The organism is Pseudomonas sp. Teo4 (assembly GCF_034387475.1).
Taxonomy (GTDB): domain Bacteria; phylum Pseudomonadota; class Gammaproteobacteria; order Pseudomonadales; family Pseudomonadaceae; genus Aquipseudomonas.
Genome location: NZ_JAXCIL010000002.1, coordinates 2,276,052 through 2,300,475, shown reverse-complemented (window position 1 = coordinate 2,300,475; position 24,424 = coordinate 2,276,052). Strand labels below are relative to the sequence as shown.

The window sequence follows — 24,424 nt, the reverse complement described above, 5'->3', positions numbered from 1 at the left end:
CACCCGCAGGTTATGGGCCGCCGACAGCTTTTTTATAACTTGGGCTTCTCAAGGAAGGAGGGTTCTGGTAAAAAGTCGACCGACTAAGCGGGTATAGTTTAATGGTAGAACAGTAGCTTCCCAAGCTTCCGACGAGGGTTCGATTCCCTCTACCCGCTCCACATCGCATTCCCCGCATGGCGTTCCGGTAACGTCATCGCTGTCAAAAGGAGCCTTGGCTCCTTTTTTCGTTTCTGCCCCTTTCGCTTGCCAGCGGCTCTGTTTGTAGCGCATATGCTCAATGGATTCGCGAAACATCATGAAAGGACTGCACATGTTTCTCTCCCGTTGGCTGCCGGGCCTCGCCAACCTTATGCATTACCGCCGAGAGTGGTTCCACGCCGACTTGCAGGCGGGCTTGTCGGTGGCGGCGATCCAGATTCCCATCGCCATCGCCTACGCGCAGATTGTCGGCCTGCCGCCGCAATACGGCCTGTATGCCTGCGTGTTGCCAATGATGGTCTACGCCCTGGTCGGCAGCTCGCGCCAGCTGATGGTCGGCCCCGACGCCGCCACCTGCGCCATGATCGCGGGCGCCGTGGCGCCCTTGGCGATGGGCGACCCGCAACGCATCGCCGAACTGTCGGTGATCGTCACGGTGCTGGTGGGGGTGATGCTGATCGGCGCCGGGCTTGCCCGGGCCGGGTTCATTGCCAGCTTCTTCTCACGACCTATCCTGATCGGCTACCTCAACGGCATCGGTCTTAGCCTGATCGCTGGGCAGATGTCGAAGGTGGTGGGTTTCAAGATCGAAGGCGATGGCTTCATCCTCAGCCTGATCAACTTTTTCCAGCGCCTGAACGAGATCCACTGGCTCACACTGCTGATCGGCCTGGCTGGCTTGGCATTGCTGATCTGGCTGCCGCGCCGCTACCCGCGTTTGCCAGCAGCACTGGTAACCGTGGCGGTCTTCACCCTGCTGGTGGGGGCGTTCGGACTGGACCGTTTTGGCGTTGCCATCCTTGGCCCGGTGCCTTCCGGCATGCCGCATCTAGCCTGGCCGCAAAGCAACCTGGCGGAAACCAAGAGCCTGCTGCGCGACGCCCTGGGTATCGCCACCGTCAGCTTCTGCAGCGCCATGCTGACCGCCCGCAGTTTCGCCGCACGCCACGGCTATGCGATCAACGCCAACCATGAATTCGTCGCCTTGGGCGTAAGCAACCTGGCCGCCGGCATTTCCCAGGGCTTTGCCATCAGTGGCGCGGACTCGCGCACCGCGGTCAACGACATGGTCGGCGGCAAGAGCCAGCTGGTGGGTATCATCGCCGCCCTGGTGATCGCCTTGATCCTGCTGTTCTTCACCGCGCCCATGGCCTGGATTCCACAAGCTGCGCTGGGCGCGGTCCTGCTCATGGCCGGTTGGGGACTGATCGACATCAAGTCGTTGGGTCGTATCAAAAAGCTGAGCCGTTTCGAGTTCTGGCTGTGCCTGCTGACTACGGTCGGCGTGCTGGGCCTGGGCGTGCTGCCAGGCATCGTGTTCGCCGTGACCCTGGCGATCCTGCGTTTGCTGTACAGCATCTACCAACCCACCGACGCCGTGCTCGGCTGGCTGCCGGGCACCGAAGGCCAGGTCGACATCCGCCACCACAAAGAGGCCCGCACCGTGCCGGGGTTGGTGGTTTACCGTTTCGATGACGCGATCCTGTTCTTCAACGCCGACTACTTCAAGATGCGTCTGCTCGAAGCGGTGCAGAGCCAGGCCGAACCCAAAGCCGTGCTGTTCGATGCAGAAGCGGTGACCAGCATCGACGTCAGCGGCGTCGCGGCCCTGCGCGAGGTGCGCGACACCCTTGCAGCCCAGGGCATCCACTTCGCCATCGCCCGCGCTCGCGGCACGTTCCTGCGTATGCTGGTGCGCTCGGGAATGGCGCGGGAGATGGAGGACAAGTTGCTGTTTGGCTCGGTACGGGCGGGGATTCGGGCGTATCGGTTGTGGCGGAACAGGAGTCGGAAGGGGCAACAGAACCACGTTGCCGAATGAATATCAGCTGTAAAGGGCTGCTATCCAGCCCAATCGCCGGCAAGCCGGCGATTGGGCCAGCCAAAGTCCTTCGGGTAACCACCAACCCTCGCAGTGCATGACATGCTAAAGTCGCCCCGCCCCCGCTCCACCGAATGGACTTTCGCATGCCCGCACTCGACGCCCACCTTGCCACCTGGCCCGATCTCAACCAACGCCACCCCTGCGACGCCCTGCTGTTGGGGAACGGTGCCAGCCGTGCACTGTGGAAACCGTTCGGCTACTTTTCGCTGTTCGAGGAAGCCCAACGCGCGGGTCGCAAGAAAGGTCTTGGCGTCAGCGACCAGGCCCTGTTCAAGTCCCTCGGCACGGAACTGTTCGAGCCGGTGCTCAGCACCCTCAACCATACCGTTCGGGCCAACGCCGCCCTGGCGATCAACTCCACTGCGCCCCTGAACCGCTATTACTCGATCAAGGAAGCACTGATCCACGCAGTGCGCACCGTGCACCTGCCCTGGCCGCTGATGCCAACGACCACGCAGGCTTCGATCAACCTGGCCTTGCGCCAATACCGCAGCGTCTACACCAGCAACTACGACCTTGTTCTGCCGTGGGCCATGCAACACGCCCCGCAAGGCTTCGCTGCGCTGTTCGATGAGCAAGGCTTCTTCGACCTGCGCCGTACCCGCAGCGAAGGCACCCGGGTGATGCACCTGCACGGCGGCCTGCACCTGCTCAAGCTGCCTGACGGCAGCACCCGCCAGCGCAGCGCCGAATGCGCCGAGCTGCTCGACGGTTTTGCCGTGAATATTCCAGGTGAAGTGCCACTGTTCGTCAACGAAGAACGCAGCGACGAAAAACTGCGCGCCATCCGCAACTCGGACTACCTCGGCTGGTGCCTGTCGCAACTGGCGCAGGAAAGCCAAGGCCTATGCCTGTTCGGGCAACACCTGGACAGTACCGACCAGCATTTGCTCGAAGCCATTCGCCAGGCACGGCCGGCGCATCTGTCGATTGCCATCCGGCCGCTCAGTGAAGCATCAGTGATCAATCAGAAGCAGCATTTCATGGACAAGTTCGGTGACTTGCCAGGGACTGAAGTGTACTTCTTCGATGCCAGCACCCACCCGATGGGGCTGGCGGAATTGGCGATAGAGGTGCCTCCTTCGCGCCATTGAGCGGCACGTGAGCAACCAGCATCACTAGACCAAACGCTGCGCCCCCCCGAAAACACGCGCGTGCAAATTGGATACATTGACCGTCATCGCTACTCGAGCCAGTTCCAGAGTCTCCTGGGCCACTGAATAGCTTCCTCGTGCCTGTAACCAGAGCAGAACATCCGCAAGGTGCCAGAGCGAAGTGCTGCCTTCGTGGATGGGGGCCGGGAAGCTACGTATGTGGGCAAGCATCAGTTTGCGCATGTTCTGACGCGACACCCCCACCATTTCCGCCACATCGGTAAGCCCTACGAGGTCTGGCGTTGCCTCGATCAATTGCGCCCCTGGTAAAACACTGTGAACGTCCTTGAGCGCGCTCTCGATGGCCTCTCGGGCAGATGTAGCCTCTCGAGCAAAATCCAGCGCCAGGCGGCCTGGCTGGCCTACACCGACAAGCGCATCATCGCATCCTGCTTCGGCCAACTGTTCCAGAAGCGTATCGGTGTCGACTTCATCAAGCAGTTGATACTTGAGGGTGAACTCATATTCCATCGCTACTGCTCCTCACCAGCACTGGATATCCCTTTGGTCAACGTGCCGCCTGAACAACGGTCAACGACACGCCGAAGCTGACGAGCAAAAGTGCCAGGGTTTCTTGGAGTGCTCCAGACGCTGGTAATGCAAAACTCCCCGCAGCGGCATTCGGCATCGTTGAACGGACAGTACAACTTCCCCCAACAATGCCCACCACCGACTACGACTTTCCAGCCCTTCGACTCAGCGTGCCTCAAGGCCTGCTCAACCTCTTTCTTGGCATGACTGGGACGTGACATCAGCTTCTCTCCAGAGTGGGCCATCGACAGCCAGGTTGTCAAGTGACAACCAAGACAGCTAACGAAAGACACCCACACTACAGAACACTCGAAGTCCAAAACGGCCGAACACTAAAGTTGGGAAGGTTCCTACGTGAATCAGAGAGTAATGCTCGATGCCACTTAGTTATTGGCACCAAGGTCTATCAGGCCATCCGCCTTCAACAACGTCTCCAGGCAATGCTCCTGCACCCCATAGAACGCCTTGAGCTGCGCGATCTTCTCTAGCAACGCGCCATTGTCCACCGGCTGCTGGCGCTTCACCGCAAGAATCATCTTGTTCTTGTTGGTGTGCTCCAACGAGATGAATTCGAACACCTTGGTTTCATAGCCACAGGCTTCCAGATACAACGCACGCAAGCTGTCGGTGAGCATCTCGGCCTGCTGCCCCAGGTGCAGGCCATATTGCAGCATCGGCTGCAGCAGCCCCGGGCTGTGCAGTTGCGGGCGGATCTGCTTGTGGCAGCACGGCGAGCACATGATGATCGCGGCATTGCAGCGGATACCGGTGTGAATGGCGTAGTCGGTGGCGATGTCGCACGCATGCAGGGCAATCATCACTTCGATGGCCTCCGGCACCACACTGCGGACGTCGCCGCACTGGAACTCCAGGCCCGGATGCTCCAGGCGTGAAGCCGCGCCATTGCACAGGTCGACCATGTCCTGACGCAACTCCACGCCCGTCACCTGAGCCTCACGGCCCAACGTATTGCGCAGGTAGTCATGCATGGCGAAGGTCAGGTAACCCTTGCCCGAACCGAAGTCGGCCACCCGCAACAACTGCTCTGCCGATACCGGCGCATTGGCCAGGGCGTGATCGAAGACTTCGATGAACTTGTTGATCTGCTTCCACTTACGCGACATGGACGGGATCAGTGCACTTTGGGCATCGGTTACGCCCAGATCACGCAGAAATGGACGCGACAACTCAAGGTAACGCTTCTTCTCCCGATCATGGCCAGTGCTCACCGATGTTTCCCGTGGTGCCTGGGCGCCATGGCGCTGCAGCATCGGCTTGCCCTTCTTGCTGAAGGTCAGCTGTACTTCGCCGTCGCCATCGAACAGGTGGGCATTGCGAAAACTCTCCGGCAACAGCTCGGCAACCAGCGTCAGGGCCTGGTCCAGTGGCACGTTACGGGTGATGTCACGAGTCTGATGGCGGTACACAAGCGACAGATTGGGCTGCCCTTTCACCTGTACCGGCTTGGCGATGATCCGCTGCAAGGTCTGGTCGGCCCCCACATGGCGGGCCAGCACCAGCTTGACCAAGGTATTGCCGTGAATGGCGGCGCCCAGCAGCTCAAGGAACTGGGCACGCGCATCCGGCGCGGAAGAAGCGGAAGGACGAGCAGACATGGAGAAGGGGTGCCTCGAATAGCGGGAAGCGCGGTGCGCAATGGGCGCATTCTACCGTGCCGCGCCGACCCCGTGGGAGCGGATCAGTCGAGGATCACCAGACGGTTGGGCAGCTCGTTGCGGGTGTGGGTCGACGGCACATGCTCGCTCAGCAGCTCGCCACAGGCTTCGATGCACTCGACAAAGCCCTGCAAGGTGCGGCCTTGGCGCACCTGCTCGGCAAAACGCTCGACGATGGCGGCGCGGGCGGCGGCGTCCAGGTGCTGACTGACGCCACGGTCGACCAGAATCTCGACATGCTGCTCGGCTTCGCTGACGAAAATCAGTACACCAGTGCCACCGGCCGTGCGTTGCAGGTTCTGCTCGCGAAACTGCTGCCGGGCCAGGCGCGAAGCCCGCCAGCGACGCAGCCCACGCGGAATCAACCAACCCGCCAGGCGCGGGCTGCGCAGCAACAGGCACAGGCCGACGAACATCAGCACGTTGGCCACCAGCAGCCCGCGCATGCCCGGCCAGCCGACCAGCAGCTGCAACAGGCCAGGCACGGCCAACGCCAGCACGGCGGACCAGAACAGTGGCAGGTAGGCATAGTCATCGGCGCGGCGCGCCAGCACGGTGACCAGCTCGGCGTCGGTTCGCTTTTCGGCACGGGCAATGGCCTCGGCGACGCGGCGCTGGTCATATTCATTGAGAAGGGTCATGCCTTGGAGCTCTCGATCGTTCTTATAGTTGTTGTCCCGGCATACGGGTGCTCATCAGCGGCTGACATATTCAGGCATAATCCGCCGCTGGAAGTCATCCTTGCAAACTGTACAACAATAGCCGCCTGAAAACTTCGGCCGCGCGCGTATCACCGTGGATACGGCAAAGGCCTCGACAACGGAATTGATGATGAAACTGTCTTTGCTGGGCCTGGCCATGGGCCTTGCCAGTCAGGCGGCCCTCGCCGCCCCCACCGCCCCGCCCCTTGAGGACAAGCAGGCGTTCATCAACCATCTGATCAGCCAGATGACCGAAGCCGAAAAGATCGGCCAGTTGCGCCTGATCAGCATCGGCCCGGAAATGCCCCGCGACAAAATCCGCGAGGAAATCGCCGCAGGCCGCATCGGCGGCACCTTCAACTCGCGCACCGCGCCCGAGAACCGGCCGATGCAGGATGCGGCCATGCGCAGCCGCCTGAAGATCCCGATGTTCTTTGCCTACGACACCGTCCACGGCGAACGTACCATCTTCCCGATCGGCCTGGGCATGGCTGCGACCTGGGACATGGAAGCCGTCGCCAAGGTCGGCCGCACCGCGGCCATCGAAGCCTCGGCCGACGCCCTGGACATGACCTTCGCACCGATGGTCGATATCGCCCGTGACCCGCGCTGGGGCCGCACCAGTGAAGGCTTCGGTGAGGACACCTACCTGACTTCGCGCATTGGTCAGGTGATGGTCCAGTCGTTCCAGGGCTCCAGCCCGGCCAACCCCGACAGCATCATGGCCATCGTCAAGCACTTCGCCCTCTACGGCGCGGTGGAAGGCGGACGCGACTACAACACGGTCGATATGAGCCTGCCGAAAATGTACAACGACTACCTTCCCCCCTACCGCGCCGCGCTCGACGCCGGTGCCGGCGGTGTGATGGTGGCGCTGAACTCGATCAACGGCGTGCCAGCCACTTCCAACACCTGGCTGATGAACGACCTGCTGCGCAAGGAGTGGGGCTTCAAGGGCGTGACCATCAGCGACCACGGCGCCATCCAGGAGCTGATCCGCCACGGCGTTGCCCGCGACGGCCGTGAAGCCGCCAAGCTGGCGATCAAGGCCGGCATCGACATGAGCATGAACGACACCCTGTACGGTGAAGAGCTGCCAGGCCTGCTGAAATCCGGCGAAGTGACCCAAGGTGAACTGGACCAGGCGGTACGCGAAGTTCTCGGCGCCAAGTACGACATGGGCCTGTTCAAGGACCCGTACGTGCGCATCGGCAAGGCCGAAACCGACCTCAAGGACTATTACGGCAACGACCGTCTGCACCGCGACGCCGCACGTGACGTGGCACGCCGCAGCCTGGTACTGCTGGAAAACCGCAACCAGACCTTGCCGCTGAAAAAGTCCGGCACCATTGCCCTGGTCGGGCCGCTGGCCGATGCCCCGATCGACATGATGGGCAGTTGGGCCGCCGACGGCAAACCGGTGCACTCGGTGACCGTGCGCGAAGGCCTGCGCCGCGCCGTGGAAGGCAAGGCCAAGCTGGTCTACGCCAAAGGCTCCAACGTCACCGGCGACAAAGCGATCTTCGACTACCTGAACTTCCTCAATTTCGACGCACCGGAAATCGTCAACGACCCACGCCCAGCCGCGGTGCTGATCGATGAGGCGGTCAAGGCTGCCAAGCAGTCCGATGTGGTGGTCGCGGTGGTTGGTGAATCCCGTGGCATGTCCCACGAATCGTCGAGCCGCACCACGCTGGAAATCCCCGCCAGTCAGCGCGAGCTGATCAAGGCCCTCAAGGCCACCGGCAAACCCCTGGTGCTGGTGCTGATGAACGGTCGTCCACTGTCGATCGGCTGGGAGCGCGAGCAGGCCGACGCCATCCTGGAAACCTGGTTCGCCGGTACCGAAGGCGGCAACGCCATCGCCGATGTGCTGTTCGGTGACTACAACCCGTCGGGCAAGCTGGCCATCACCTTCCCGCGTTCGGTCGGGCAGATTCCGATGCACTACAACCACACCCGCATCGGTCGGCCGTTCACGCCTGGCAAACCGGGCAACTACACCTCGCAGTACTTCGAGGAGCCCAACGGCCCCCTGTACCCGTTTGGCTATGGCCTGAGCTACAGCAGCTTCGAGCTGTCCGGCCTGAGCCTGTCGAAAAAAGACCTCAAGCGCGGTGACACGCTGGAGGCCAAGGTAACCGTGAAGAACACCGGCAAACGCGACGGCGAAACCGTGGTGCAGCTGTACCTGCAGGATGTTTCGGCGTCCATGAGCCGACCGGTCAAGGAACTGAAGAACTTCCAGAAACTGATGCTCAAGCCAGGTGAGTCGCGGACCGTGACCTTCCGCATCAGCGAGGAAGACCTGAAGTTCTACAATGGGCAGCTGCAACGGGTGGCCGAGCCTGGGGAGTTCAACGTCCAGATCGGGCTTGATTCCGAGGCGGTGCAGCAGAAGAGTTTCGAATTGCTGTAAGCGGTTTGTAGGCAGCCCCGGCCCTATCGCCGGCAAGCCGGCTCCCAAAGGTATTTGCAGGAGCCGGCTTGCCGTCGATGGGGTTCGCCCTGACACCCCATCATCCGGACCCGCCCCATGCCATTTTCCTTTCGCGCCCTGCGTCTGGGGCTGATCATCCTGCTGATTCTGGTGGGCACCTCACTCAGCGCAGGCTGGGCCATGCACCAGGCCAAGCGCCAGGCGATGGAGGACGATGCCCGGCGCGCCAGCCAGCAACTGGGGCTCTACGCCAATGCCCTGCACACCCTGATCGAACGCTATCGTGCTCTGCCTGCGGTACTGGCGTTGGACCCGGAGTTCGTCGAAGCCCTGCGCGGCCCGGTCGACGAAGCGATGCAGAACGCCCTGAGCCGCAAGCTTGAACGCATCAACGGCGCGGCCAACTCTTCAACGCTGGAATTGCTGGACCGAACCGGCCTGGCCATTGCAGCCAGCAACTGGCGTCTACCGACCACTTATGTCGGCTCCAACTACGCCTTTCGCCCCTACTTCAAACAGACCCGCAGCGAAGGCAGCGGCCGTTTCTACGCAGTCGGCGTGACCAGCGGCGTACCGGGCTACTTTCTTTCCAGCGCGGTGACCGACGAACACGGGCGCTTTCTCGGCGCCATGGTGGTGAAGCTTGAATTCCCCGAGCTGGAACGCGAATGGCGCCAAGGCAGCGACGTGCTGCTGGTCAGCGATGCCCGTGGCATCACCTTCATCGCCAACCAGGACGGCTGGCGCTACCGCGAGCTGCAACCGCTCACTGGCGCCGACCGTGCGGAGCTGGCCGCAACCCGCCAGTACGACAAGCAACCGCTGGTGCCCTTGCAGCACCAGGTGCTTACCCGTTTCGCCAGCAACAGTCACTTGAGCCGCGTGCAAGGCCCGGACGGGCCAGCCGAATACCTGTGGGAAAGCCTGCCGCTCGAAGGCGAGGACTGGACCTTGCACCTGCTGCGCAAACCGCAGGTAGCCGCCGACGGCCGCAATGCCGCCCTGGGCGCTGCGGCGGTGTGGCTGAGCCTGGTGTTCGCCGCCCTGTTCGTCAGCCAGCGCCTGCGCCTGGCACGCCTGCGCCAACGCAGCCGTGAGGAGCTCAAGCGCCAGGTCGAGGAACGCACTCGTGAACTGCGCACGGCCCAGGAGGGCCTGGTGCAATCGGCCAAGCTCGCCGCGCTCGGGCAGATGTCGGCGGCCCTGGCCCACGAAATCAACCAGCCCCTGACCACCCAGCGCATGCAGTTGGAAACCCTGCGCCTGCTGCTCGACCACGGCCGCTACGACGACGCCCGCCAGGCGCTGGAACCGCTGGAACAGATGCTCACCCGCATGGCTGCGCTGACCAGCCATCTGAAAACCTTTGCCCGCAACAGCCCGGTCGGCCTGCGTGAACGCCTGGACCTGGCGAATGTGGTTGATCAGGCGCTGCACCTGCTCGACACCCGCATCCGCAGCGAAGGCGTCGAGGTCGCCCTGTACCTGGCGCGTCCAGCCTGGGTGCGCGGCGATGCGATCCGCCTCGAACAAGTGCTGATCAACCTGTTGCACAACGCTCTGGACGCCATGGCCGACAAGCGCTACAAACGCCTGGAAATCCGTATCGAAGCCGAGGACGAGCAGTGGCGCCTGAGTGTCCTGGACTCTGGGGGCGGCATTGCAGAGGCCGACCTGGGCAAAGTCTTCGACCCATTCTTCACCACCAAACCCGTCGGCGAAGGGCTGGGCCTTGGCCTGGCGATTTCCTACGGTATCGTGCATGAGGCTGGCGGCCAGTTGCAGGCCGAGAACCTGCCCGGCGGTGCCCGCCTCAGCCTGACCCTGCCCCGCGACCTGGAACCTGTATGTTGAATTCAGTGATCGTCGTCGATGATGAAGCCAGTATCCGCACGGCGGTCGAACAATGGCTCAGCCTGTCCGGTTTCACCGTGCAGCTGTTCGCCCGCGCCGAAGACTGCCTGGCGCAATTGCCGCAGCATTTTCCCGGTGTGGTCATCAGCGACGTGCGCATGCCAGGCATGGATGGCCTGCAATTGCTCGAGCGCCTGCGCACGCTAGACCCCGATCTACCGGTAATTCTCCTGACCGGCCACGGCGACGTGCCCATGGCCGTGGAGGCAATGCGCAATGGTGCCTACGATTTTCTGGAGAAACCCTTCACGCCGCAGCACTTGCTGGGCAGCCTCAAGCGAGCGCTGGAAAAGCGCCAGCTGGTGCTGGAGAACCGCCACCTGCACCAACAGGCAGACCTCAAGTCGCGCCTCGAAACCACATTGCTAGGTATGTCACAAGGCCTGCAGCACCTGCGCCGCCAGGTACTCGACCTGGCGAGCCTGCCGGTCAATGTGCTGATTCGCGGTGAAACCGGCAGTGGCAAGGAGCGCGTGGCGCGCTGCCTGCACGACTTCGGCCCGCGTGCGGACAAACCTTTCGTCGCGCTCAACTGCGCAGCAATTCCCGAATCATTGTTCGAGGCGGAACTGTTTGGCCATGAGAGCGGCGCCTTCACCGGGGCACAGGGCAAGCGCATCGGCAAACTGGAATACGCCAACGGCGGCACGGTGTTCCTCGACGAGATCGAAAGCATGCCCCTGGCCCAGCAGGCCAAGCTGCTGCGTGTGATTCAAGAGCAGAAACTTGAACGCCTGGGAGCGAACAAGAGTATCGATGTCGACCTGCGCATCATCGCCGCGACCAAACCCGACCTGCTTGAAGAAGCCCGGGCCGGGCGCTTTCGCGAAGACCTCGCTTATCGCCTGAACGTGGCCGAATTACATCTGGCGCCTCTGCGCGAGCGACGTGAGGACATTGCCCTGCTGTTCGAGCACTTCGCCCGCGTGGCCGCCGACAAACTGGGGCGCACCGCACCGGCGCTGTCGGGGGCCCAGCTGGCGCAGCTGCTGTTACATGACTGGCCGGGCAACGTGCGTGAACTGGCTAACGCAGCGGAACGGCATGCCTTGGGGCTGGGCTCGGCGAACATCGAAGCAGCCTCTGCCGGGCAGTCGCTGGGCGAACAGATGGAGGCCTTCGAGGCGCAATGTCTGCGCGCGGCGTTGCGCCAGCACAAGGGCGAGATCAAGGCCGTGATGGAAACCTTGCAGCTGCCACGGCGAACGCTGAACGAAAAGATGCAGCGCCATGGGTTGGCGCGTGAGGATTTTCTTCAGTAGGCGGAATCTTGCTTAGCCTGGCTGACAGATAGGCGGAAATCCGCTTATTTGAGTGTTGTCGAACCATTCCAAAAGGGGCTGCTTTGCAGCCCATCGCTGGCAAGCCAGCTCCTACAGCGGTTGCGCTGACCCCAGTCAGTGCAAGGGCTGGCTCATTGCTGGCAGCACATGAAACGCCCCCAAATGGATCGCCCCGCACTCATTTGGCACACCTCCTGCAAAACCCTTCTCAAGCTGCGCTCTGGCGCGCTCCACAAAAACAACGAGAAGGTATCCCTGATGGATAACGCCACCTCCCTGCCCGCCGGGGCGGCCATTGCGCCCGCCGCGGAAAAAACCACCGCCAGCCGCCTGAAGTCGATCTTCAGTGGGTCCATCGGCAACATGGTCGAATGGTACGACTGGTACGTCTACGCCGCATTCTCGCTGTACTTCGCCAAAGCCTTCTTCCCCGCTGGCGACTCCACCGCACAACTGCTCAACACCGCCGCGATCTTCGCCGTGGGCTTCCTCATGCGCCCGATCGGTGGCTGGCTGATGGGCCTGTATGCCGACCGCAAAGGCCGCAAGGCCGCACTGATGGCCTCGGTGTTGTTGATGTGCGCCGGCTCGCTGGTCATCGCCCTGACCCCCGGCTACGAAACCATTGGTGTCGCAGCGCCGATCCTGCTGGTGATCGCCCGCCTGCTGCAGGGCCTGTCGGTCGGTGGTGAATACGGCACCTCGGCCACCTACCTCAGCGAGATGGCCAGCAAGGACCGTCGTGGCTTCTTCTCCAGCTTCCAGTATGTGACCCTCATTTCTGGCCAGCTGATTGCCCTGGCGGTGCTGATCGTCCTGCAACAGACCCTCACCACCGAGCAGCTGTACGCCTGGGGCTGGCGCGTGCCGTTCGTGATCGGTGCGCTGTGCGCGGTGGTCGCGCTGTGGCTGCGCCGTGGCATGGAAGAAACCGCCTCTTTCAGCAAAAAGGAAAAGGCCAAGGAAAGCCTGATGCGCACCCTGCTGCGCCACCCCAAGGAGCTGATGACTGTGGTCGGCCTGACCATGGGCGGCACCCTGGCCTTCTACACCTACACCACCTACATGCAGAAGTACCTGGTCAACACCGTGGGCATGAGCATCAGCGACTCGACCACCATCTCGGCGGCCACGCTGTTCCTGTTCATGTGCCTGCAACCGGTGATTGGTGGCCTGTCCGACAAGATCGGCCGTCGCCCGATCCTGATCGCCTTCGGCGTGCTCGGCACCCTGTTCACCGTGCCGATCCTCAGCACCTTGCACACCATCCAGACCTGGTGGGGCGCGTTCTTCCTGATCATGGCAGCCCTGATCATCGTCAGCGGCTACACCTCGATCAATGCGGTGGTCAAAGCCGAATTGTTCCCTACCGAAATCCGTGCCCTGGGTGTCGGCCTGCCCTACGCCCTGACCGTGTCGATCTTCGGCGGCACCGCTGAATACGTGGCCCTGTGGTTCAAGAGCGTGGGTATGGAAACCGGCTTCTACTGGTACGTCACCGGCTGCATCGCTTGCTCGCTGCTGGTGTATGCGACCATGAAGGACACCCGCAAGCATTCGCGGATCACCACTGACTGATCCAGAACTTGCACCACTGAAAAGGGGCGCTCCGTTGAACGGGGCGCCCCTTTTTCATGATGGCCGGTGAGCCGAATAGCGTTATTATTCGGCTCACAAAATGAGCCGAATAGCCGGCTTATTCGGCTCATGGGACGTAGCAGGACAATTATGAGTACTCCGCACTGGATCTGGCAGCAGTCAGACTGGCCCCATTTTCGCTGGCAAGGTGACCAACTCACCCAGCTATTGCGCGACTGTGTAGAAACACAAGGTCTCCTGCTGGGCAGGATCGGGGCAGTGGACGGGGTCATTGAGCGGCAGGACATATTGGATAACCTGCTACAGAACATTGTCACCTCGTCGGCAATCGAAGGTGAGCAACTGAACGTAGGCTCCGTTCGCTCGTCACTGGCGCGTCGCTTGGGCATTCATGAGCAAGGTCCGACCAATGCACGAAGTGAAGGGCTCGCTCAGCTTATGTTGGACGCGACTCAAGGATATGACGAACCACTGACTTTGGAGCGCCTTTTTACCTGGCACCACTGGCTGTTTCCCGTGGCCGAAAACACCCTGACAAAGGCCATTCTGGTCGGCCAGTGGCGTGACGAAGCCCCCATGCAGGTCATTTCCGGTCGGATCGACAAACCCACCGTACATTTCGAAGCGCCCCCACGGGTAGGCCTTGAGGATCAGATCGCAAGTTTCCTCGACTGGTTTGCCAACAGTCGGAACACCCACGACCTGGACCCACTGCTGCGCGCAGGCATCGCCCACTTCTGGTTCGTGACATTACACCCGTTCGAGGACGGAAATGGCCGCCTGACCCGAGCATTGACTGACCTGGCGCTTGCCCAAGGCGAACGCCAGGCCATCCGTTTCTACGCGATGTCCGCGAGCATCCTCGAGGACAGGGCGGGCTATTACCAGATACTGGAAAATAGCCAGAAGGGCGACTTGGACATTACCCGGTGGCTTGCATGGTTTCTGCAAACGCTCTTGAGCAGCCTTGAACAGGCGCTTGCCCGTATCGACCGTGTACTGCTCAAGGCCAGATTCTGGCATGCACACCGGGCCGATGGATTGCTGCCCGAACAGATCAAGGTGCTCAATAGGCTGCTTGATGGCGGGGTTCGTGGCTTCGAGAACGGCATCAACGCAACGCAGTACCAAGCTGTTGCCAAGGTTTCCAAAGCCACCGCGACTCGCCACCTGACAGACTTGCTTGACAAGGCGTGCCTGACTCGTCTGCCGGGCGGTGGCCGCAGTACACGCTATCAGATCAACACTCAGGACATCTCCAACGCCTGACGCGGCTCACGACGCTGGTAATAGGTCGCCATCAGGACCAGCACCAGCAACACGCCGCCCAGCACTGCCGAGGAGCCAATGGTGCCGAAGTCGAGCCCGCCCTTCTCAGCGGGCTTGGTCAGGAAATCGCCCAAGGTTGCGCCGAACGGTCGGGTCAGGACGAAAGCGACCCAGAACAGCACCACGCCTGGAATGCGCGTCCAGTACCGCGCCAGCACCACCAGGCCAATAGTGCTGCCGATCAGCAGCGCACCACCGGCAAAGCCCAGACCCGAATCATCGGCCAGGTAGTCACCCAGCGCGGTGCCCAGGGTGTTGGAAAACAGAATCGCCACCCAGTAGAACAGCTCGCCCGTGCGGTTCTTGATGCGAGTGACGTCCAGCGGATTTCCGCTCAGGCGCCAGACCAGGAAGGTCAGCAGCAGAATGCCGATCAACACTGCCGACCCGGCCGCATAGCCAAGGCCCAGGGTGCGGTCCATGAAGTCGGACATGGTGGTGCCGGCAGTGCTGGTGGAGAGAATCACCAGCCAGTAAAGCATCGGGTGGTAGCGGCGCGAGAACAGTTGGCCCAACAGGGTCAGCAAGAACACGCTGATCAGCAGCAGCGAGCTGAGTGCGTAACCGATGTTCAAGGTCATCGACAGCAGGTCGCCAGCTGTCTCGCCAAGGGTGGTGGCGCAGATCTTCATGACCCAGAAGGCCAAGGTGATTTGCGGAAGTTTGTTCATTGTTTGCCGCTCCAGGTTGAGGTGCGGCGATGGTGATAAGCGAAGCCTGAAAAATCGGTTGGCGGTGTATGAAAAATGCGTTGAACACGCTTTTGGTTGGAATTTTCCCCTCTTAACTCCCGATTAATTCCGCCCCCTCATGCTTTCCATGACGCGTAACCCCTTCAACTCGCCCTAGGGCCTCTCGCAGACCTGCTCTAGCGACTTCAGCCCCAGGAGTAATGATGGTTTGCGCCAATACATCTATTAATTCGATTTTTAGGCGCTATTTTTTGCGCTTTTTAATCAAATTAATCGGCGTAGGATGAAACCCATAGAAACAAACAACCTCTCGAACACACCGGAGCAACGACCATGAAAAACAAACTGATCCTCACCCTGGCCCTCTCGGTTATCGCAACTGGCGCTTTCGCCGAAGACGGTTTCGACCGCACCAGCGCGCACACCTTCACAGCAGTACAAACCCAATCGGCCTCGTATGCTGAAGACGGTTACGACCGCACTGGCGCCCAACGCTTCGCCGAAGACGGCTTCGACCGCACCAGTGGCCAACGCTTCGCCGAAGACGGCTTCGACCGCACCGGCGGCCAACGCTTCGCCGAAGATGGCTTCGACCGCACCGGTGGCCAACGCTTCGCCGAAGACGGCTTCGACCGCACCGGCGGCCAACGCTTCGCCGAAGACGGCTTCGACCGCACCGGCGGCCAACGCTTCGCAGAAGATGGCTTCGATCGCACCAACGGCCACCGCATCAGCTGATCCCTGATGCGAGCAACCAGCCCGGCTTCGGCCGGGCTTGATCATTTTCAGACGGGAAAAGGCTTGGCACACTAGGGGCCTCGTCCCCCAGAGGTAGGGCCAGCAAGCCCAATGCAGATGTATTACTACGAACCCGCAAAAGGCCACGGCCTGCCCCACGACCCGTTCAACGCCATCGTCGGCCCCCGCCCCATCGGCTGGATTTCCTCTCAGGACAGCGACGGCCAGTTGAACCTGGCGCCCTACAGCTTCTTCAACGCCTTCAACTACATTCCGCCAATCATCGGATTCTGCAGCGTCGGGCGCAAAGACAGCCTGAACAACATCGAGCAGACCGGGGAATTCGTCTGGAACCTGGCCACCCGCCCCCTGGCCGAGGCCATGAACCAGAGCTGCGCCGCAGTGCCCGCGCAAGTGAACGAGTTCGAATTGAGCAACCTGACCGCAACACCGTCGCGCATCGTAAAGGTGCCTCGGGTGGGTGAAAGCCCGGTGGCCTTCGAGTGCAAGGTAAGCCAGATTGTCCAGCTCAAGCGGGCAGATCAGGAGCTGGTGCCCAGCTGGTTGATTCTTGGCGAGGTGGTGGCGGTACACATCGCCGAGCATCTGCTCAAGGACGGCATCTACGATACCGCCGCCGCCGAGCCGATCCTGCGTGGTGGTGGCCCGGCGGACTACTTCGAGTTGGGCAACCTGTTCAAGATGGTCAGGCCCCAGGTAAACGGCTGATCACCAGATCAGCTCGCCTTCTTCGCTGACGCCCTGCAGGCGTGCCAGTTCGGCGCAGGCGGCCTCATCGGCCGCCATGGCGCTTTTGAACACTTCGCCGTCGAGCACCTTGTGGAAACGTGGGGCACCGCCCATGCCCAAGGCTTTGATGGCAATGGCTGCGTTGTAGCCACCACCTTCCACCGGAACCATCGCCGAAACCGCTTCGAAATGCGGGAATTCTCTACGTGCCATGTTGCAATCCGCGTCGTTGAACGAAAGGCGGCATCTTACCTCAACGTGGCCTGCTCCGACCCTCACGCTCAATCGAAGGTATGCAGATCCAGGCTGCTGACCACCTGAGCCTGCACCAGCTCACCGAACAGCTCCAAAGTGGGCGAGGCAAAATAACCACTCATCGCCTGTTGGTCCTGCCAGCTACCGCTGAGCAGCCAAAGGTCGGCATCGGCCTGCGAGCGTTGCACCGTGAAACTCAGGCAGCCGGGTGTGCGCAACGACGGCTCCAGCAGATCGCGCAGGCGTGCGCCCAGCTCAGCCGAACGACCGCTGCTGGCACGGATGAAAGCCAAATGGGTGACCGGTTGTCGTAGGGTCATTGCACGATCTCCTTGAAGCGGACGGACAGAAAAGCCAGGCTGCCAAGGTTAGGGGCTCTCACGCGCGCCGCGTTAGGCCATTACTGCACGTCGATTGCCTGATCCTGCCGCGTTGCAGGATCAGGCAATCGACGTGCAGGTTTCGACTAGCGCCCGCCAGTGCCCAAACTTATGCTGCGTCGGTCAGTAGAGGAAAGCCATCATGACCACAGCCACTTCCATCGATCCGACCTTGGAACTGCAACGTCAGGAGCTGGCCGAGTTGATCCGTCGCCATGCCGGTGACCCACATGGTCCGGCCTCGGCCATCGCTGACCTGTATCTGGTCAGTTATCGGGAAAACATCCGCTCTGTGCCTTCGTTGGCGCAGCCGGCCTTGTGCATTCTGGCTCAGGGCAGCAAGAGCCTGTTCCTGGGTGACGAACAGTACGCCTACGACCCCCTGCATTACATGGTGGTGTCGGTCACCCTGCCGATCAGCGGCGTCAAGCTCGATGCAAGCCCGGAAAACCCAAGCCTGGGGCTACGCCTTGACCTCGACCCAGCCGAGATCAGCCAGCTGATCGCCGAAAGTGGGCCAATGCTGGTGCCCAACCTGCCATCAGGTCGCGGCCTGTATGTGGAAAAAACCGACGCTCAACTGCTCGATGCCTTGCTGCGTCTGGTCCGCCTGCTGGACACACCACGCGATATCGCCATGTTGGCGCCGCTGATCCGCCGCGAAATTCTCTACCGCCTGCTGCGTGGGCCGCAGGGCTACCGGCTGTACGAAATCGCCTTGGCCAACAGCCAGACCCACAGGGTCTGCCAAGCGATTACCTGGCTCAACCAGAACTTCCAGTTGCCGCTGCGCATCGAGGACCTGGCGCGGGAAGTCAACCTCAGCACGTCTACCCTGCACCATCGGTTCAAGGCCGTGACCTCCATGAGCCCCCTGCAGTATCAGAAGCAACTGCGTCTGCAGGAGGCGCGAAGGCTGATGCTCAACGATGGGCTGGAGGCTGCGGTGGCTGGGTACCGGGTGGGCTACGAAAGCCCGTCGCAGTTCAGCCGGGAATACAGCCGGCTGTATGGCGCGCCGCCAATCCGGGATGTGGCGCGGCTGCGAGCCAGTGCCGGCTGACGGATGGGCCTCATCGCCGGCAAGCCGGCTCTCATGGATCTGCACATAACGTGTTGATATAGCAGGGTCCTGTGGGAGCCGGCTTGCCGGCGATGAGGGTTTAGCGCCTCACCCGCAGACCACCGCCTGCCACTGGTTCTGATCGACCTGGATCAAGGTCGGGCCCTTGCGCTCCACGGCTTGCCCCAAGGCCGCCTGCAGTTGGGCGACATCGGCCACATGCTCTGCCGCAGCGCCCAGCGCCCGCGCCACACCGATGAAGTCCGGGGTGTGAATGTCCACGCCGACCGGCTCGATAGCCCGGTTGACCATGTACTTCTTGATTTCCTCGTAACCCTGGTTGTTCCACAGCAGGACAATCAGCGGCACCTGGGCCTCCACTGCACTGGCCAGCTCCGGCAGGGTGAACTGCAACCCACCATCGCCAATCAGGCACACCGCCGGCGCACGCTCGGCCACCGCTTCGGCGCTGCCCAACCACGCGCCCATGGCGGCGGGCAGCGCGTAGCCAAGGGTGCCGTAACCGGTGGAAGCGTTGAACCAGCGACGTGGCTGATCCATGTCCAGGGTCAGGTTGCCGGTGTACACGGGCTGGGTCGAATCACCCACCAGGATGGCGTTGGGCAGACGTTCGAGGATGCTGCGCAGCAGCCGGGTCTGGCTCAGAGTCGGTTGGTCCCAGTCCGTCGACAACCGCTGACGCAGGCGCATCACCCGCGCGGCGCCCCAATCGTTGTCACGAGCCGGTTGCGGTTGTGCTTGCAAGGCGCTGAGCAAGGCTTGGGCCGCCAGATCGGCATCGGCCACCAGCGCCAACTCCGGCAAGTAGTTGCGTACGGTCTGGTCGGGGTCGATATCGATGCGCAGCAAGCTGCCCGGGATCTCGAAGCCGCCTTTGAAGGTCACGTCGTAGTCGGTCTCGGCCAACTCGGTGCCAATGGCCAGCACCACATCGGCCTCTGCCACCAGAGCGCGGGTGGCCACCAGCGACTGGGTCGAACCGATCTGCAGCGGGTGAGAGGACGGCAACAGGCCCTTGGCATTGATGGTCAGCGCCACCGGAGCCTGCAGATGTTCAGCCAGACGCGCCAGGGCTGCACCCGCAGCCAATGCGCCACCACCTGCCAGAATCAGCGGACGACGGGCATTGGCCAGGCGTTCGGCCATCGCCGCCACCGCCTGCGGAGCGGCGCCCGCCCGCTGGCTGCGCACCACGCGCGCTGGCAGCAGGTGGTCAGCCGGCTCGACCAGCACATCCAGGGGAATCTCGATATGCACCGGACGCGGACGGCCGCCGTCGAACACGGCAAACGCACGGGCCAGTACCTGCGGCAGGTCATCGGCGCTCATCAGCGTGTGCGAGAAGGCCGCCACGCCACCCACCAGCGCCGCCTGGTTGGGCAACTCGTGCAGTTTGCCGCGACCGCCACCCAGTTGATCACGCGATTGCACGCTGGAAATCACCAGCATCGGGATCGAGTCCGCATAGGCTTGGCCCATGGCGGTGGTGATGTTGGTCATGCCCGGGCCAGTAATGATGAAACAAACCCCTGGCTTGCCACGGGTGCGGGCATAGCCATCAGCCATGAAGCCAGCGCCTTGCTCGTGACGCGGGGTGACGTGACGGATGCTGGAACCCGCCAGGCCTCGGTAAAGCTCCACGGTATGCACACCGGGAATGCCGAAGACATGGTCCACACCATAGCCTTCAAGGAGTTTGACCAATACTTCGCCGCAGGTTGCCATGGGATTCACCTTGGATCTTGTTGGATATCTGCGCCCATTGGACCCAAGGCATGGCTATCGCCACAATGCAAAAAAACACATACTAGCCATGTCCTTTAGTCATGGCTTGCCACGATGAAACGTCTCCCGCCCCTCCCCGCCCTGCACACGTTTCTGGTGACGGCGCAGCACTGCAATTTCACCCGTGCGGCGCAGCAATTGCACATCACCCAAGGTGCCGTCAGCCGGCAGATTGCCGGGCTCGAGGAACATCTGGGCTATGCCCTGTTCCAGCGCCAGGCCCGCGGCCTGAGCCTGACCCGTGAAGGCCAGGACTGGCTGCCGCGAGTGCAACAAGTGTTTGCCCTGATCGAACAAGGCGTACGCGAGGTGGGCGGACGCAATGCAACCTTGCAGCTCAAGGCCCCGACCTGCGTGATGCGCTGGCTGTTACCGCGCCTGATGGAATGGCAGGCCTTGCGCCCGGACATACCTGTGGAGCTGACCACGACCGTGCACCACGGGGTGGATTTTCGCCGCGAAGGCTTCGACGCCGCAGTGGTCTACGGCAGTCTGCCCAACCATGGGCTGCGGGTGCGCAAGCTGTTCGACGAGCAGTTGACCCCGGTGTGTGCGCCTTCGCTGCTGGAGGGGCCTGTGCCGCTGCGCCAGATCGAAGACCTGGCGCGCCACATGCTGCTGCACCCCTCGCGTGACGAGCATGACTGGCGGCTATGGCTGCAGGCCGCCGGGGCAACCTTCGACCCCCAAGGCCCGAAACAACACTTCGAAACGCTGGACATGGCCATGGCCATGGCGTCCCAAGGAACCGGAGTGGCGATCGGCGATTGGGCACTGATTGGCGACGACCTGCGCAGCCGGCGTCTGTGCATGCCGTTCGGGATCAAGGTGACGACCGGTAAGGGCTATTACCTGGTGAGCCAGGCCAAAAGCCTGCCAGCAGGGTTGATCGAATTGATGGACTGGCTGGAGGAACGTGCGCGCCAGTGAAGGCCAATCGCCGGCAAGCCGGCACACACATGGACCGCGACGATCTTGAGATCACCGCAGCACCTGTGGGAGCCGGCTTGCCGGCGATGAGGGCAACTCAGTACCCGACGGTAAACCGCTGCCGCGAATGCGCCGGTTTTTCCAACTCGTCGATCAGGGCAATGGCGAAGTCGGCAAAAGTGATCCAGCTCTTGCCGTCTTTACCGATCAAAAGATGATCCTTGCCGAGCGTGTAATGCCCCGTACGCTCACCCTCGACGAACTCCGCCGAAGGCGACAGGAAGGTCCAGTCCAGGGCCGTTTCCTCGCGCAACGCCTCGAGGAATCGCACCCCTGCGCTAGCCTCGGCCTTGTACTCCTCGGGGAAGTCAGGGCTGTCGATCACCCGCTGTCCGGACGGCAGCAGCAGGCTGCCAGCACCACCCACCACCAGCAGGCGCTTGACCCCGGCGCGTTTGACCGGCTCGATGATCGCCTGCGGCTCGATGGTCGAGAAGTGCGCGGCGCTCAGCACTGCGTCCACGCCTGCAACAGCCGCCTGCAAGGCAGCACTGTCCTTGGCATCCAGCGCCTTGACGGTGACACCTGCACGCCCTTGCAAGCGCGAAGGGTCACGGGCAATCGCGACAACGCTGTGACCACGGCGCAGGGCCTCTTCCAGCAACTGGCCGCCAGCGCGGCCGGTGGCACCGATGATTGCGATCTTGCTCATGAACAACACTCCATCCGATAACGGGAATGACCACTGCGGATCGTCAGTGACGACACCAACAGCAGAATGCTCATCAGCTTAGTTGCCCAATCCATTACGAAAAATGCGATGCTCGGACATAGTTTGTTTCTAAAATCGGGCAAATCATGGACCGTCTGAACGCCATGCGCGTCTTCGTCACCGTCGTCGACCTGGGTAGCCAATCGGCGGCGGCGGACCATCTGCAGTTATCGCGGCCAGTCGTTTCGCGCTACTTGGCGGAACTGGAGGACTGGGTCGGCGCCCGGCTCATGCAGCGCACCACGCGCAAATTGAGCCTGACCGCCGCCGGCCAGCAAACCTTGCCCCGCTGTCGCCAGTTGCTGGAACTGGCGGGTGAGCTGGAAACCGCCGTGCGCCAGCCGGATGACGCGCCGCGTGGCGAACTGCGCATCAGCGTCAGTACCTCGTTCGCTCAGGCACAGTTGGTGGCTGCTGTGGCCGATTACGTGCGGCGCTACCCTGGGGTCAAGGTCGAATTGCAGGTGCTGGACCGCACGGTCAACCTGGTGGACGAGCGTATCGACCTGGCCATTCGCACCAGCAACGACCTGGACCCGAACCTGATCGCCCGACGCCTGAGCGTGTGCCGTTCGGTGGTGTGCGCATCGCCTGCGTATCTGCGTGAACACGGCACGCCACAGCGGGTCGAGGATTTGAGCCGACACAACTGCCTGACCCATGCGTACTTCGGGCACAGCCTGTGGCAATTTGAAGTGAACGGCCAGCAGATCGCCGTACCCGTTGCAGGCAATATCACGGCCAATGAGGCGATGACACTGCAGACTGCAGCGTTGGCCGACGCAGGTATCGCCATGCTGCCTAGTTACCTGGCTGCCGCTGCATTACGTAATGGCGAGTTGGTGCGCGTGCTACCAGAGGCACAACCGCAGGCGTTGAGCCTGAACGCGGTTTACACCTCGCGCAAGCATATGCCAGCGACCTTACGCAGCATGCTGGATTTTCTGGTGCAACGCTTTCAAGAAGAACCCGAGTGGGACCAGGGACTTGACCTGGCGGGGCATCACGGCTGACCTATGCTTAGGTGTATCACCTGTTGCCGTGACTGGAGGTGAGCACCATGGGCATCAAGACCAGAAGAATCGCCCTAGTTGTAATGCTGCTGGCCGTGGCTGGGGTTTACGGCTCGGCGTGCTGGCGGGTGGAGCTGCTTCGCAGCCAACCCAACTCAGCAGCCAGTTGTCAGCACGAGCATTGCGTGCCTCAAAGTGCAACCTTGAGCGCCGTACGTTGACCTCGGCGCACCACGCCGATCACTCCTCGACGCTCATGTACTCCTTGGCCCAGCGGATGTAGTCCTCCGGCTGGGTGTAGGTGTGCGAAAGCTCGGTCGCGCTGAGGTTTTCCGACTTGTTCTGCTGGCCCCGTTGCAGGCGCAGGCAGTCGTAGGTGGCCTTGATCGCGGCGAAATACGCGGCATGGCCGTCGACCACGACCCGTACGCCCAGGCGCGCCAGGCGCTCGTCGTCGCGCAGGTTCGGGTTGCCGTAGGTCACCAGCATCATCGGCACGTTCAGGTGCTCGCCAATCTGCTCCAGCTGATCGAAATCCTTCACGCCCACCATGCAGATGCCATCGGCACCGGCCTTCTGGTAGCTCTGGGTGCGCACGATGATTTCTTCGGTGCTCAGCACCCCGGCGTTGGTGCGGGCGATGATCGCCATCGACGAATCGACGCGTGCCTCGATGGCCGCGCGAATCTTGCCGACCCCTTCCTCGACCGAAATCAGGTCGGTGGACTTGCGGCTGAATTGGGCAGGCAGCAGGGTGTCCTCGATGGTCAGGCCAGCAACACCGGCGCGCTCCAGCTCGATGACGGTGCGCATGACGTTGAGCGCGTTGCCGTAGCCGTGGTCGGCGTCCGCCAGAACCGGCAACTGGGCCACACGGCCGATACGGGTGGCTTGTTCGGCGAATTCGCTCAGGGTGATCAGGGCGAAGTCCGGCGCGGCCAGCACCTGCAACGAGGCCACCGAGCCACCGAGAATGCCCACTTCGAAGCCCAGGTCAGCGGCAATGCGCGCCGACATCGGATCGAATACGGACGCTGTGTGATAGCAGGAACCTGAAGCGAGCAGCTCGCGGAAGGCAATACGCAGATCTTTATGGGAAGCCTTGGGCATGATCACTCCGCAATAACGTGAAATTGAACGGTTGCTACCGACCTCTGAATCGGGTCTACCTGACCTGTTCCAACCGTCGCCATCTGGGCGGTCATGCTCGACATGCAGGCAGAGGAATAAAAGGTATGGGATACAGTGACGAGAAAATCCGGCTTTTGCAGGTTGCACCAAGCTGGGGCAAGCCCCGGATTTCAGCCTCTGC

Annotated in this window: 22 protein-coding genes and 1 tRNA gene; 13 read left to right on the top strand and 10 right to left on the bottom strand. The window is 62.0% G+C overall.

The window, feature by feature from the left end:
- Window positions 1-87: 87 nt before the first annotated feature.
- The 3 genes from PspTeo4_RS26935 to PspTeo4_RS26925 all read left to right on the top strand — a co-directional run bounded on the left by PspTeo4_RS26935 (window position 88) and on the right by PspTeo4_RS26925 (window position 3,180).
- Window positions 88-161 (top strand) — tRNA-Gly (locus PspTeo4_RS26935).
- Window positions 162-313: 152 nt separating this feature from the next.
- Window positions 314-2,023 carry a SulP family inorganic anion transporter gene (locus PspTeo4_RS26930; protein ID WP_322366940.1) on the top strand — a complete coding sequence of 570 codons (1,710 nt, stop codon included), beginning with the start codon at window positions 314-316 and terminating at the stop codon, window positions 2,021-2,023.
- Window positions 2,024-2,169: 146 nt separating this feature from the next.
- Entirely contained in the window at window positions 2,170-3,180 is a 1,011-nt protein-coding gene (locus PspTeo4_RS26925; protein WP_322366733.1) for a DUF4917 family protein, read from the top strand.
- Between the two features lie 24 nt (window positions 3,181-3,204).
- On the opposite strand, the gene PspTeo4_RS26920 is transcribed toward PspTeo4_RS26925, so the two are convergent.
- The 4 genes from PspTeo4_RS26920 to PspTeo4_RS26905 form a co-directional block, all read right to left on the bottom strand.
- Window positions 3,205-3,711: a DNA-binding protein gene (locus tag PspTeo4_RS26920; RefSeq protein ID WP_322366732.1), complete on the bottom strand. Its 507-nt coding sequence runs from the start codon at window positions 3,709-3,711 to the stop codon at window positions 3,205-3,207.
- 2 nt (window positions 3,712-3,713) lie between these two features.
- Complete coding sequence (locus PspTeo4_RS26915) at window positions 3,714-3,992, bottom strand: hypothetical protein (protein ID WP_322366731.1); 279 nt, start codon at window positions 3,990-3,992, stop codon at window positions 3,714-3,716.
- A 162-nt stretch (window positions 3,993-4,154) separates the two neighbouring features.
- The gene (locus PspTeo4_RS26910) at window positions 4,155-5,387 is read right to left on the bottom strand and encodes an SAM-dependent methyltransferase (protein ID WP_322366730.1); all 1,233 of its coding nucleotides are present in this window, start codon (window positions 5,385-5,387) and stop codon (window positions 4,155-4,157) included.
- 83 nt (window positions 5,388-5,470) lie between these two features.
- Window positions 5,471-6,088, bottom strand: a complete 618-nt coding sequence (locus PspTeo4_RS26905) for a TPM domain-containing protein (protein WP_322366729.1) — start codon at window positions 6,086-6,088, stop codon at window positions 5,471-5,473.
- 187 nt (window positions 6,089-6,275) lie between these two features.
- Between PspTeo4_RS26905 and bglX the strand changes: the two genes are divergently transcribed.
- The 5 genes from bglX to PspTeo4_RS26880 all read left to right on the top strand — a co-directional run bounded on the left by bglX (window position 6,276) and on the right by PspTeo4_RS26880 (window position 14,653).
- Entirely contained in the window at window positions 6,276-8,567 is a 2,292-nt protein-coding gene (bglX, locus tag PspTeo4_RS26900) for a beta-glucosidase BglX (RefSeq protein WP_322366728.1), read from the top strand.
- A gap of 117 nt (window positions 8,568-8,684) precedes the next feature.
- Window positions 8,685-10,442, top strand: a complete 1,758-nt coding sequence (locus PspTeo4_RS26895) for an ATP-binding protein (RefSeq protein ID WP_322366727.1) — start codon at window positions 8,685-8,687, stop codon at window positions 10,440-10,442.
- Window positions 10,436-11,764 carry a sigma-54 dependent transcriptional regulator gene (locus PspTeo4_RS26890; protein ID WP_322366726.1) on the top strand — a complete coding sequence of 443 codons (1,329 nt, stop codon included), beginning with the start codon at window positions 10,436-10,438 and terminating at the stop codon, window positions 11,762-11,764. Before PspTeo4_RS26895 ends, PspTeo4_RS26890 begins: the two co-directional genes overlap by 7 nt.
- Window positions 11,765-12,043: 279 nt before the next feature.
- Window positions 12,044-13,363, top strand: a complete 1,320-nt coding sequence (locus tag PspTeo4_RS26885; RefSeq protein WP_322366725.1) for an MFS transporter — start codon at window positions 12,044-12,046, stop codon at window positions 13,361-13,363.
- 150 nt (window positions 13,364-13,513) lie between these two features.
- On the top strand, window positions 13,514-14,653 hold the full coding sequence (locus PspTeo4_RS26880) for a Fic family protein (RefSeq protein WP_322366724.1): 1,140 nt from the start codon (window positions 13,514-13,516) through the stop codon (window positions 14,651-14,653).
- Here PspTeo4_RS26880 and PspTeo4_RS26875 read toward each other — a convergent pair.
- Window positions 14,632-15,384: a hypothetical protein gene (locus tag PspTeo4_RS26875; RefSeq protein ID WP_322366723.1), complete on the bottom strand. Its 753-nt coding sequence runs from the start codon at window positions 15,382-15,384 to the stop codon at window positions 14,632-14,634. The genes PspTeo4_RS26880 and PspTeo4_RS26875 overlap by 22 nt on opposite strands.
- A 354-nt stretch (window positions 15,385-15,738) precedes the next feature.
- Here PspTeo4_RS26875 and PspTeo4_RS26870 point away from each other — a divergent pair, with 354 nt between their 5' ends.
- Both PspTeo4_RS26870 and PspTeo4_RS26865 read left to right on the top strand, forming a co-directional pair.
- On the top strand, window positions 15,739-16,143 hold the full coding sequence (locus PspTeo4_RS26870) for a heme utilization protein (protein ID WP_322366722.1): 405 nt from the start codon (window positions 15,739-15,741) through the stop codon (window positions 16,141-16,143).
- Between the two features lie 117 nt (window positions 16,144-16,260).
- A complete protein-coding gene (locus PspTeo4_RS26865) occupies window positions 16,261-16,872 on the top strand; it encodes a flavin reductase family protein (protein WP_322366939.1) in 612 nt (203 codons plus the stop codon).
- Here PspTeo4_RS26865 and PspTeo4_RS26860 read toward each other — a convergent pair whose 3' ends face one another.
- Both PspTeo4_RS26860 and PspTeo4_RS26855 read right to left on the bottom strand, forming a co-directional pair.
- Window positions 16,873-17,106, bottom strand: coding sequence for a hypothetical protein (locus tag PspTeo4_RS26860; protein ID WP_322366721.1), 234 nt, complete (start codon window positions 17,104-17,106; stop codon window positions 16,873-16,875).
- A gap of 68 nt (window positions 17,107-17,174) precedes the next feature.
- Entirely contained in the window at window positions 17,175-17,468 is a 294-nt protein-coding gene (locus tag PspTeo4_RS26855; protein WP_322366720.1) for an antibiotic biosynthesis monooxygenase family protein, read from the bottom strand.
- 202 nt (window positions 17,469-17,670) lie between these two features.
- Here PspTeo4_RS26855 and PspTeo4_RS26850 point away from each other — a divergent pair, with 202 nt between their 5' ends.
- Window positions 17,671-18,591 (top strand): AraC family transcriptional regulator, encoded by a 921-nt coding sequence (locus PspTeo4_RS26850; protein WP_322366719.1) that lies wholly within the window; start codon window positions 17,671-17,673, stop codon window positions 18,589-18,591.
- Between the two features lie 108 nt (window positions 18,592-18,699).
- Here PspTeo4_RS26850 and PspTeo4_RS26845 read toward each other — a convergent pair whose 3' ends face one another.
- A complete protein-coding gene (locus PspTeo4_RS26845; protein WP_322366718.1) occupies window positions 18,700-20,337 on the bottom strand; it encodes a 5-guanidino-2-oxopentanoate decarboxylase in 1,638 nt (545 codons plus the stop codon).
- 114 nt (window positions 20,338-20,451) lie between these two features.
- Between PspTeo4_RS26845 and PspTeo4_RS26840 the strand changes: the two genes are divergently transcribed.
- A complete protein-coding gene (locus PspTeo4_RS26840; RefSeq protein ID WP_322366717.1) occupies window positions 20,452-21,327 on the top strand; it encodes a LysR substrate-binding domain-containing protein in 876 nt (291 codons plus the stop codon).
- 97 nt (window positions 21,328-21,424) lie between these two features.
- On the opposite strand, the gene PspTeo4_RS26835 is transcribed toward PspTeo4_RS26840, so the two are convergent.
- Complete coding sequence (locus tag PspTeo4_RS26835) at window positions 21,425-22,039, bottom strand: NAD(P)-dependent oxidoreductase (RefSeq protein WP_322366716.1); 615 nt, start codon at window positions 22,037-22,039, stop codon at window positions 21,425-21,427.
- A 146-nt stretch (window positions 22,040-22,185) separates the two neighbouring features.
- Between PspTeo4_RS26835 and PspTeo4_RS26830 the strand changes: the two genes are divergently transcribed.
- On the top strand, window positions 22,186-23,112 hold the full coding sequence (locus tag PspTeo4_RS26830; protein WP_322366715.1) for a LysR family transcriptional regulator: 927 nt from the start codon (window positions 22,186-22,188) through the stop codon (window positions 23,110-23,112).
- A 240-nt stretch (window positions 23,113-23,352) separates the two neighbouring features.
- Here the strand turns inward: PspTeo4_RS26830 and PspTeo4_RS26825 are convergent, their stop codons facing one another.
- The gene (locus tag PspTeo4_RS26825; RefSeq protein WP_322366714.1) at window positions 23,353-24,222 is read right to left on the bottom strand and encodes an oxaloacetate decarboxylase; all 870 of its coding nucleotides are present in this window, start codon (window positions 24,220-24,222) and stop codon (window positions 23,353-23,355) included.
- Window positions 24,223-24,424: the final 202 nt, after the last annotated feature.

Bases quoted from the DNA above. Each gene is read 5' to 3' on its own strand.
- PspTeo4_RS26835 (WP_322366716.1), bottom strand. From the start codon at position 22,039: ATGAGCAAGATCGCAATCATCGGTGCCACCGGCCGCGCTGGCGGCCAG.
- bglX (WP_322366728.1), top strand. From the start codon at position 6,276: ATGATGAAACTGTCTTTGCTGGGCCTGGCCATGGGCCTTGCCAGTCAG.
- PspTeo4_RS26885 (WP_322366725.1), top strand. From the start codon at position 12,044: ATGGATAACGCCACCTCCCTGCCCGCCGGGGCGGCCATTGCGCCCGCC.
- PspTeo4_RS26880 (WP_322366724.1), top strand. From the start codon at position 13,514: ATGAGTACTCCGCACTGGATCTGGCAGCAGTCAGACTGGCCCCATTTT.
- PspTeo4_RS26875 (WP_322366723.1), bottom strand. From the start codon at position 15,384: ATGAACAAACTTCCGCAAATCACCTTGGCCTTCTGGGTCATGAAGATC.
- PspTeo4_RS26895 (WP_322366727.1), top strand. From the start codon at position 8,685: ATGCCATTTTCCTTTCGCGCCCTGCGTCTGGGGCTGATCATCCTGCTG.
- PspTeo4_RS26825 (WP_322366714.1), bottom strand. From the start codon at position 24,222: ATGCCCAAGGCTTCCCATAAAGATCTGCGTATTGCCTTCCGCGAGCTG.
- PspTeo4_RS26865 (WP_322366939.1), top strand. From the start codon at position 16,261: ATGTATTACTACGAACCCGCAAAAGGCCACGGCCTGCCCCACGACCCG.
- PspTeo4_RS26860 (WP_322366721.1), bottom strand. From the start codon at position 17,106: ATGGCACGTAGAGAATTCCCGCATTTCGAAGCGGTTTCGGCGATGGTT.
- PspTeo4_RS26845 (WP_322366718.1), bottom strand. From the start codon at position 20,337: ATGGCAACCTGCGGCGAAGTATTGGTCAAACTCCTTGAAGGCTATGGT.
- PspTeo4_RS26920 (WP_322366732.1), bottom strand. From the start codon at position 3,711: ATGGAATATGAGTTCACCCTCAAGTATCAACTGCTTGATGAAGTCGAC.
- PspTeo4_RS26850 (WP_322366719.1), top strand. From the start codon at position 17,671: ATGACCACAGCCACTTCCATCGATCCGACCTTGGAACTGCAACGTCAG.
- PspTeo4_RS26855 (WP_322366720.1), bottom strand. From the start codon at position 17,468: ATGACCCTACGACAACCGGTCACCCATTTGGCTTTCATCCGTGCCAGC.
- PspTeo4_RS26840 (WP_322366717.1), top strand. From the start codon at position 20,452: ATGAAACGTCTCCCGCCCCTCCCCGCCCTGCACACGTTTCTGGTGACG.
- PspTeo4_RS26830 (WP_322366715.1), top strand. From the start codon at position 22,186: ATGGACCGTCTGAACGCCATGCGCGTCTTCGTCACCGTCGTCGACCTG.
- PspTeo4_RS26930 (WP_322366940.1), top strand. From the start codon at position 314: ATGTTTCTCTCCCGTTGGCTGCCGGGCCTCGCCAACCTTATGCATTAC.
- PspTeo4_RS26915 (WP_322366731.1), bottom strand. From the start codon at position 3,992: ATGTCACGTCCCAGTCATGCCAAGAAAGAGGTTGAGCAGGCCTTGAGG.
- PspTeo4_RS26905 (WP_322366729.1), bottom strand. From the start codon at position 6,088: ATGACCCTTCTCAATGAATATGACCAGCGCCGCGTCGCCGAGGCCATT.
- PspTeo4_RS26890 (WP_322366726.1), top strand. From the start codon at position 10,436: ATGTTGAATTCAGTGATCGTCGTCGATGATGAAGCCAGTATCCGCACG.
- PspTeo4_RS26910 (WP_322366730.1), bottom strand. From the start codon at position 5,387: ATGTCTGCTCGTCCTTCCGCTTCTTCCGCGCCGGATGCGCGTGCCCAG.
- PspTeo4_RS26870 (WP_322366722.1), top strand. From the start codon at position 15,739: ATGAAAAACAAACTGATCCTCACCCTGGCCCTCTCGGTTATCGCAACT.
- PspTeo4_RS26925 (WP_322366733.1), top strand. From the start codon at position 2,170: ATGCCCGCACTCGACGCCCACCTTGCCACCTGGCCCGATCTCAACCAA.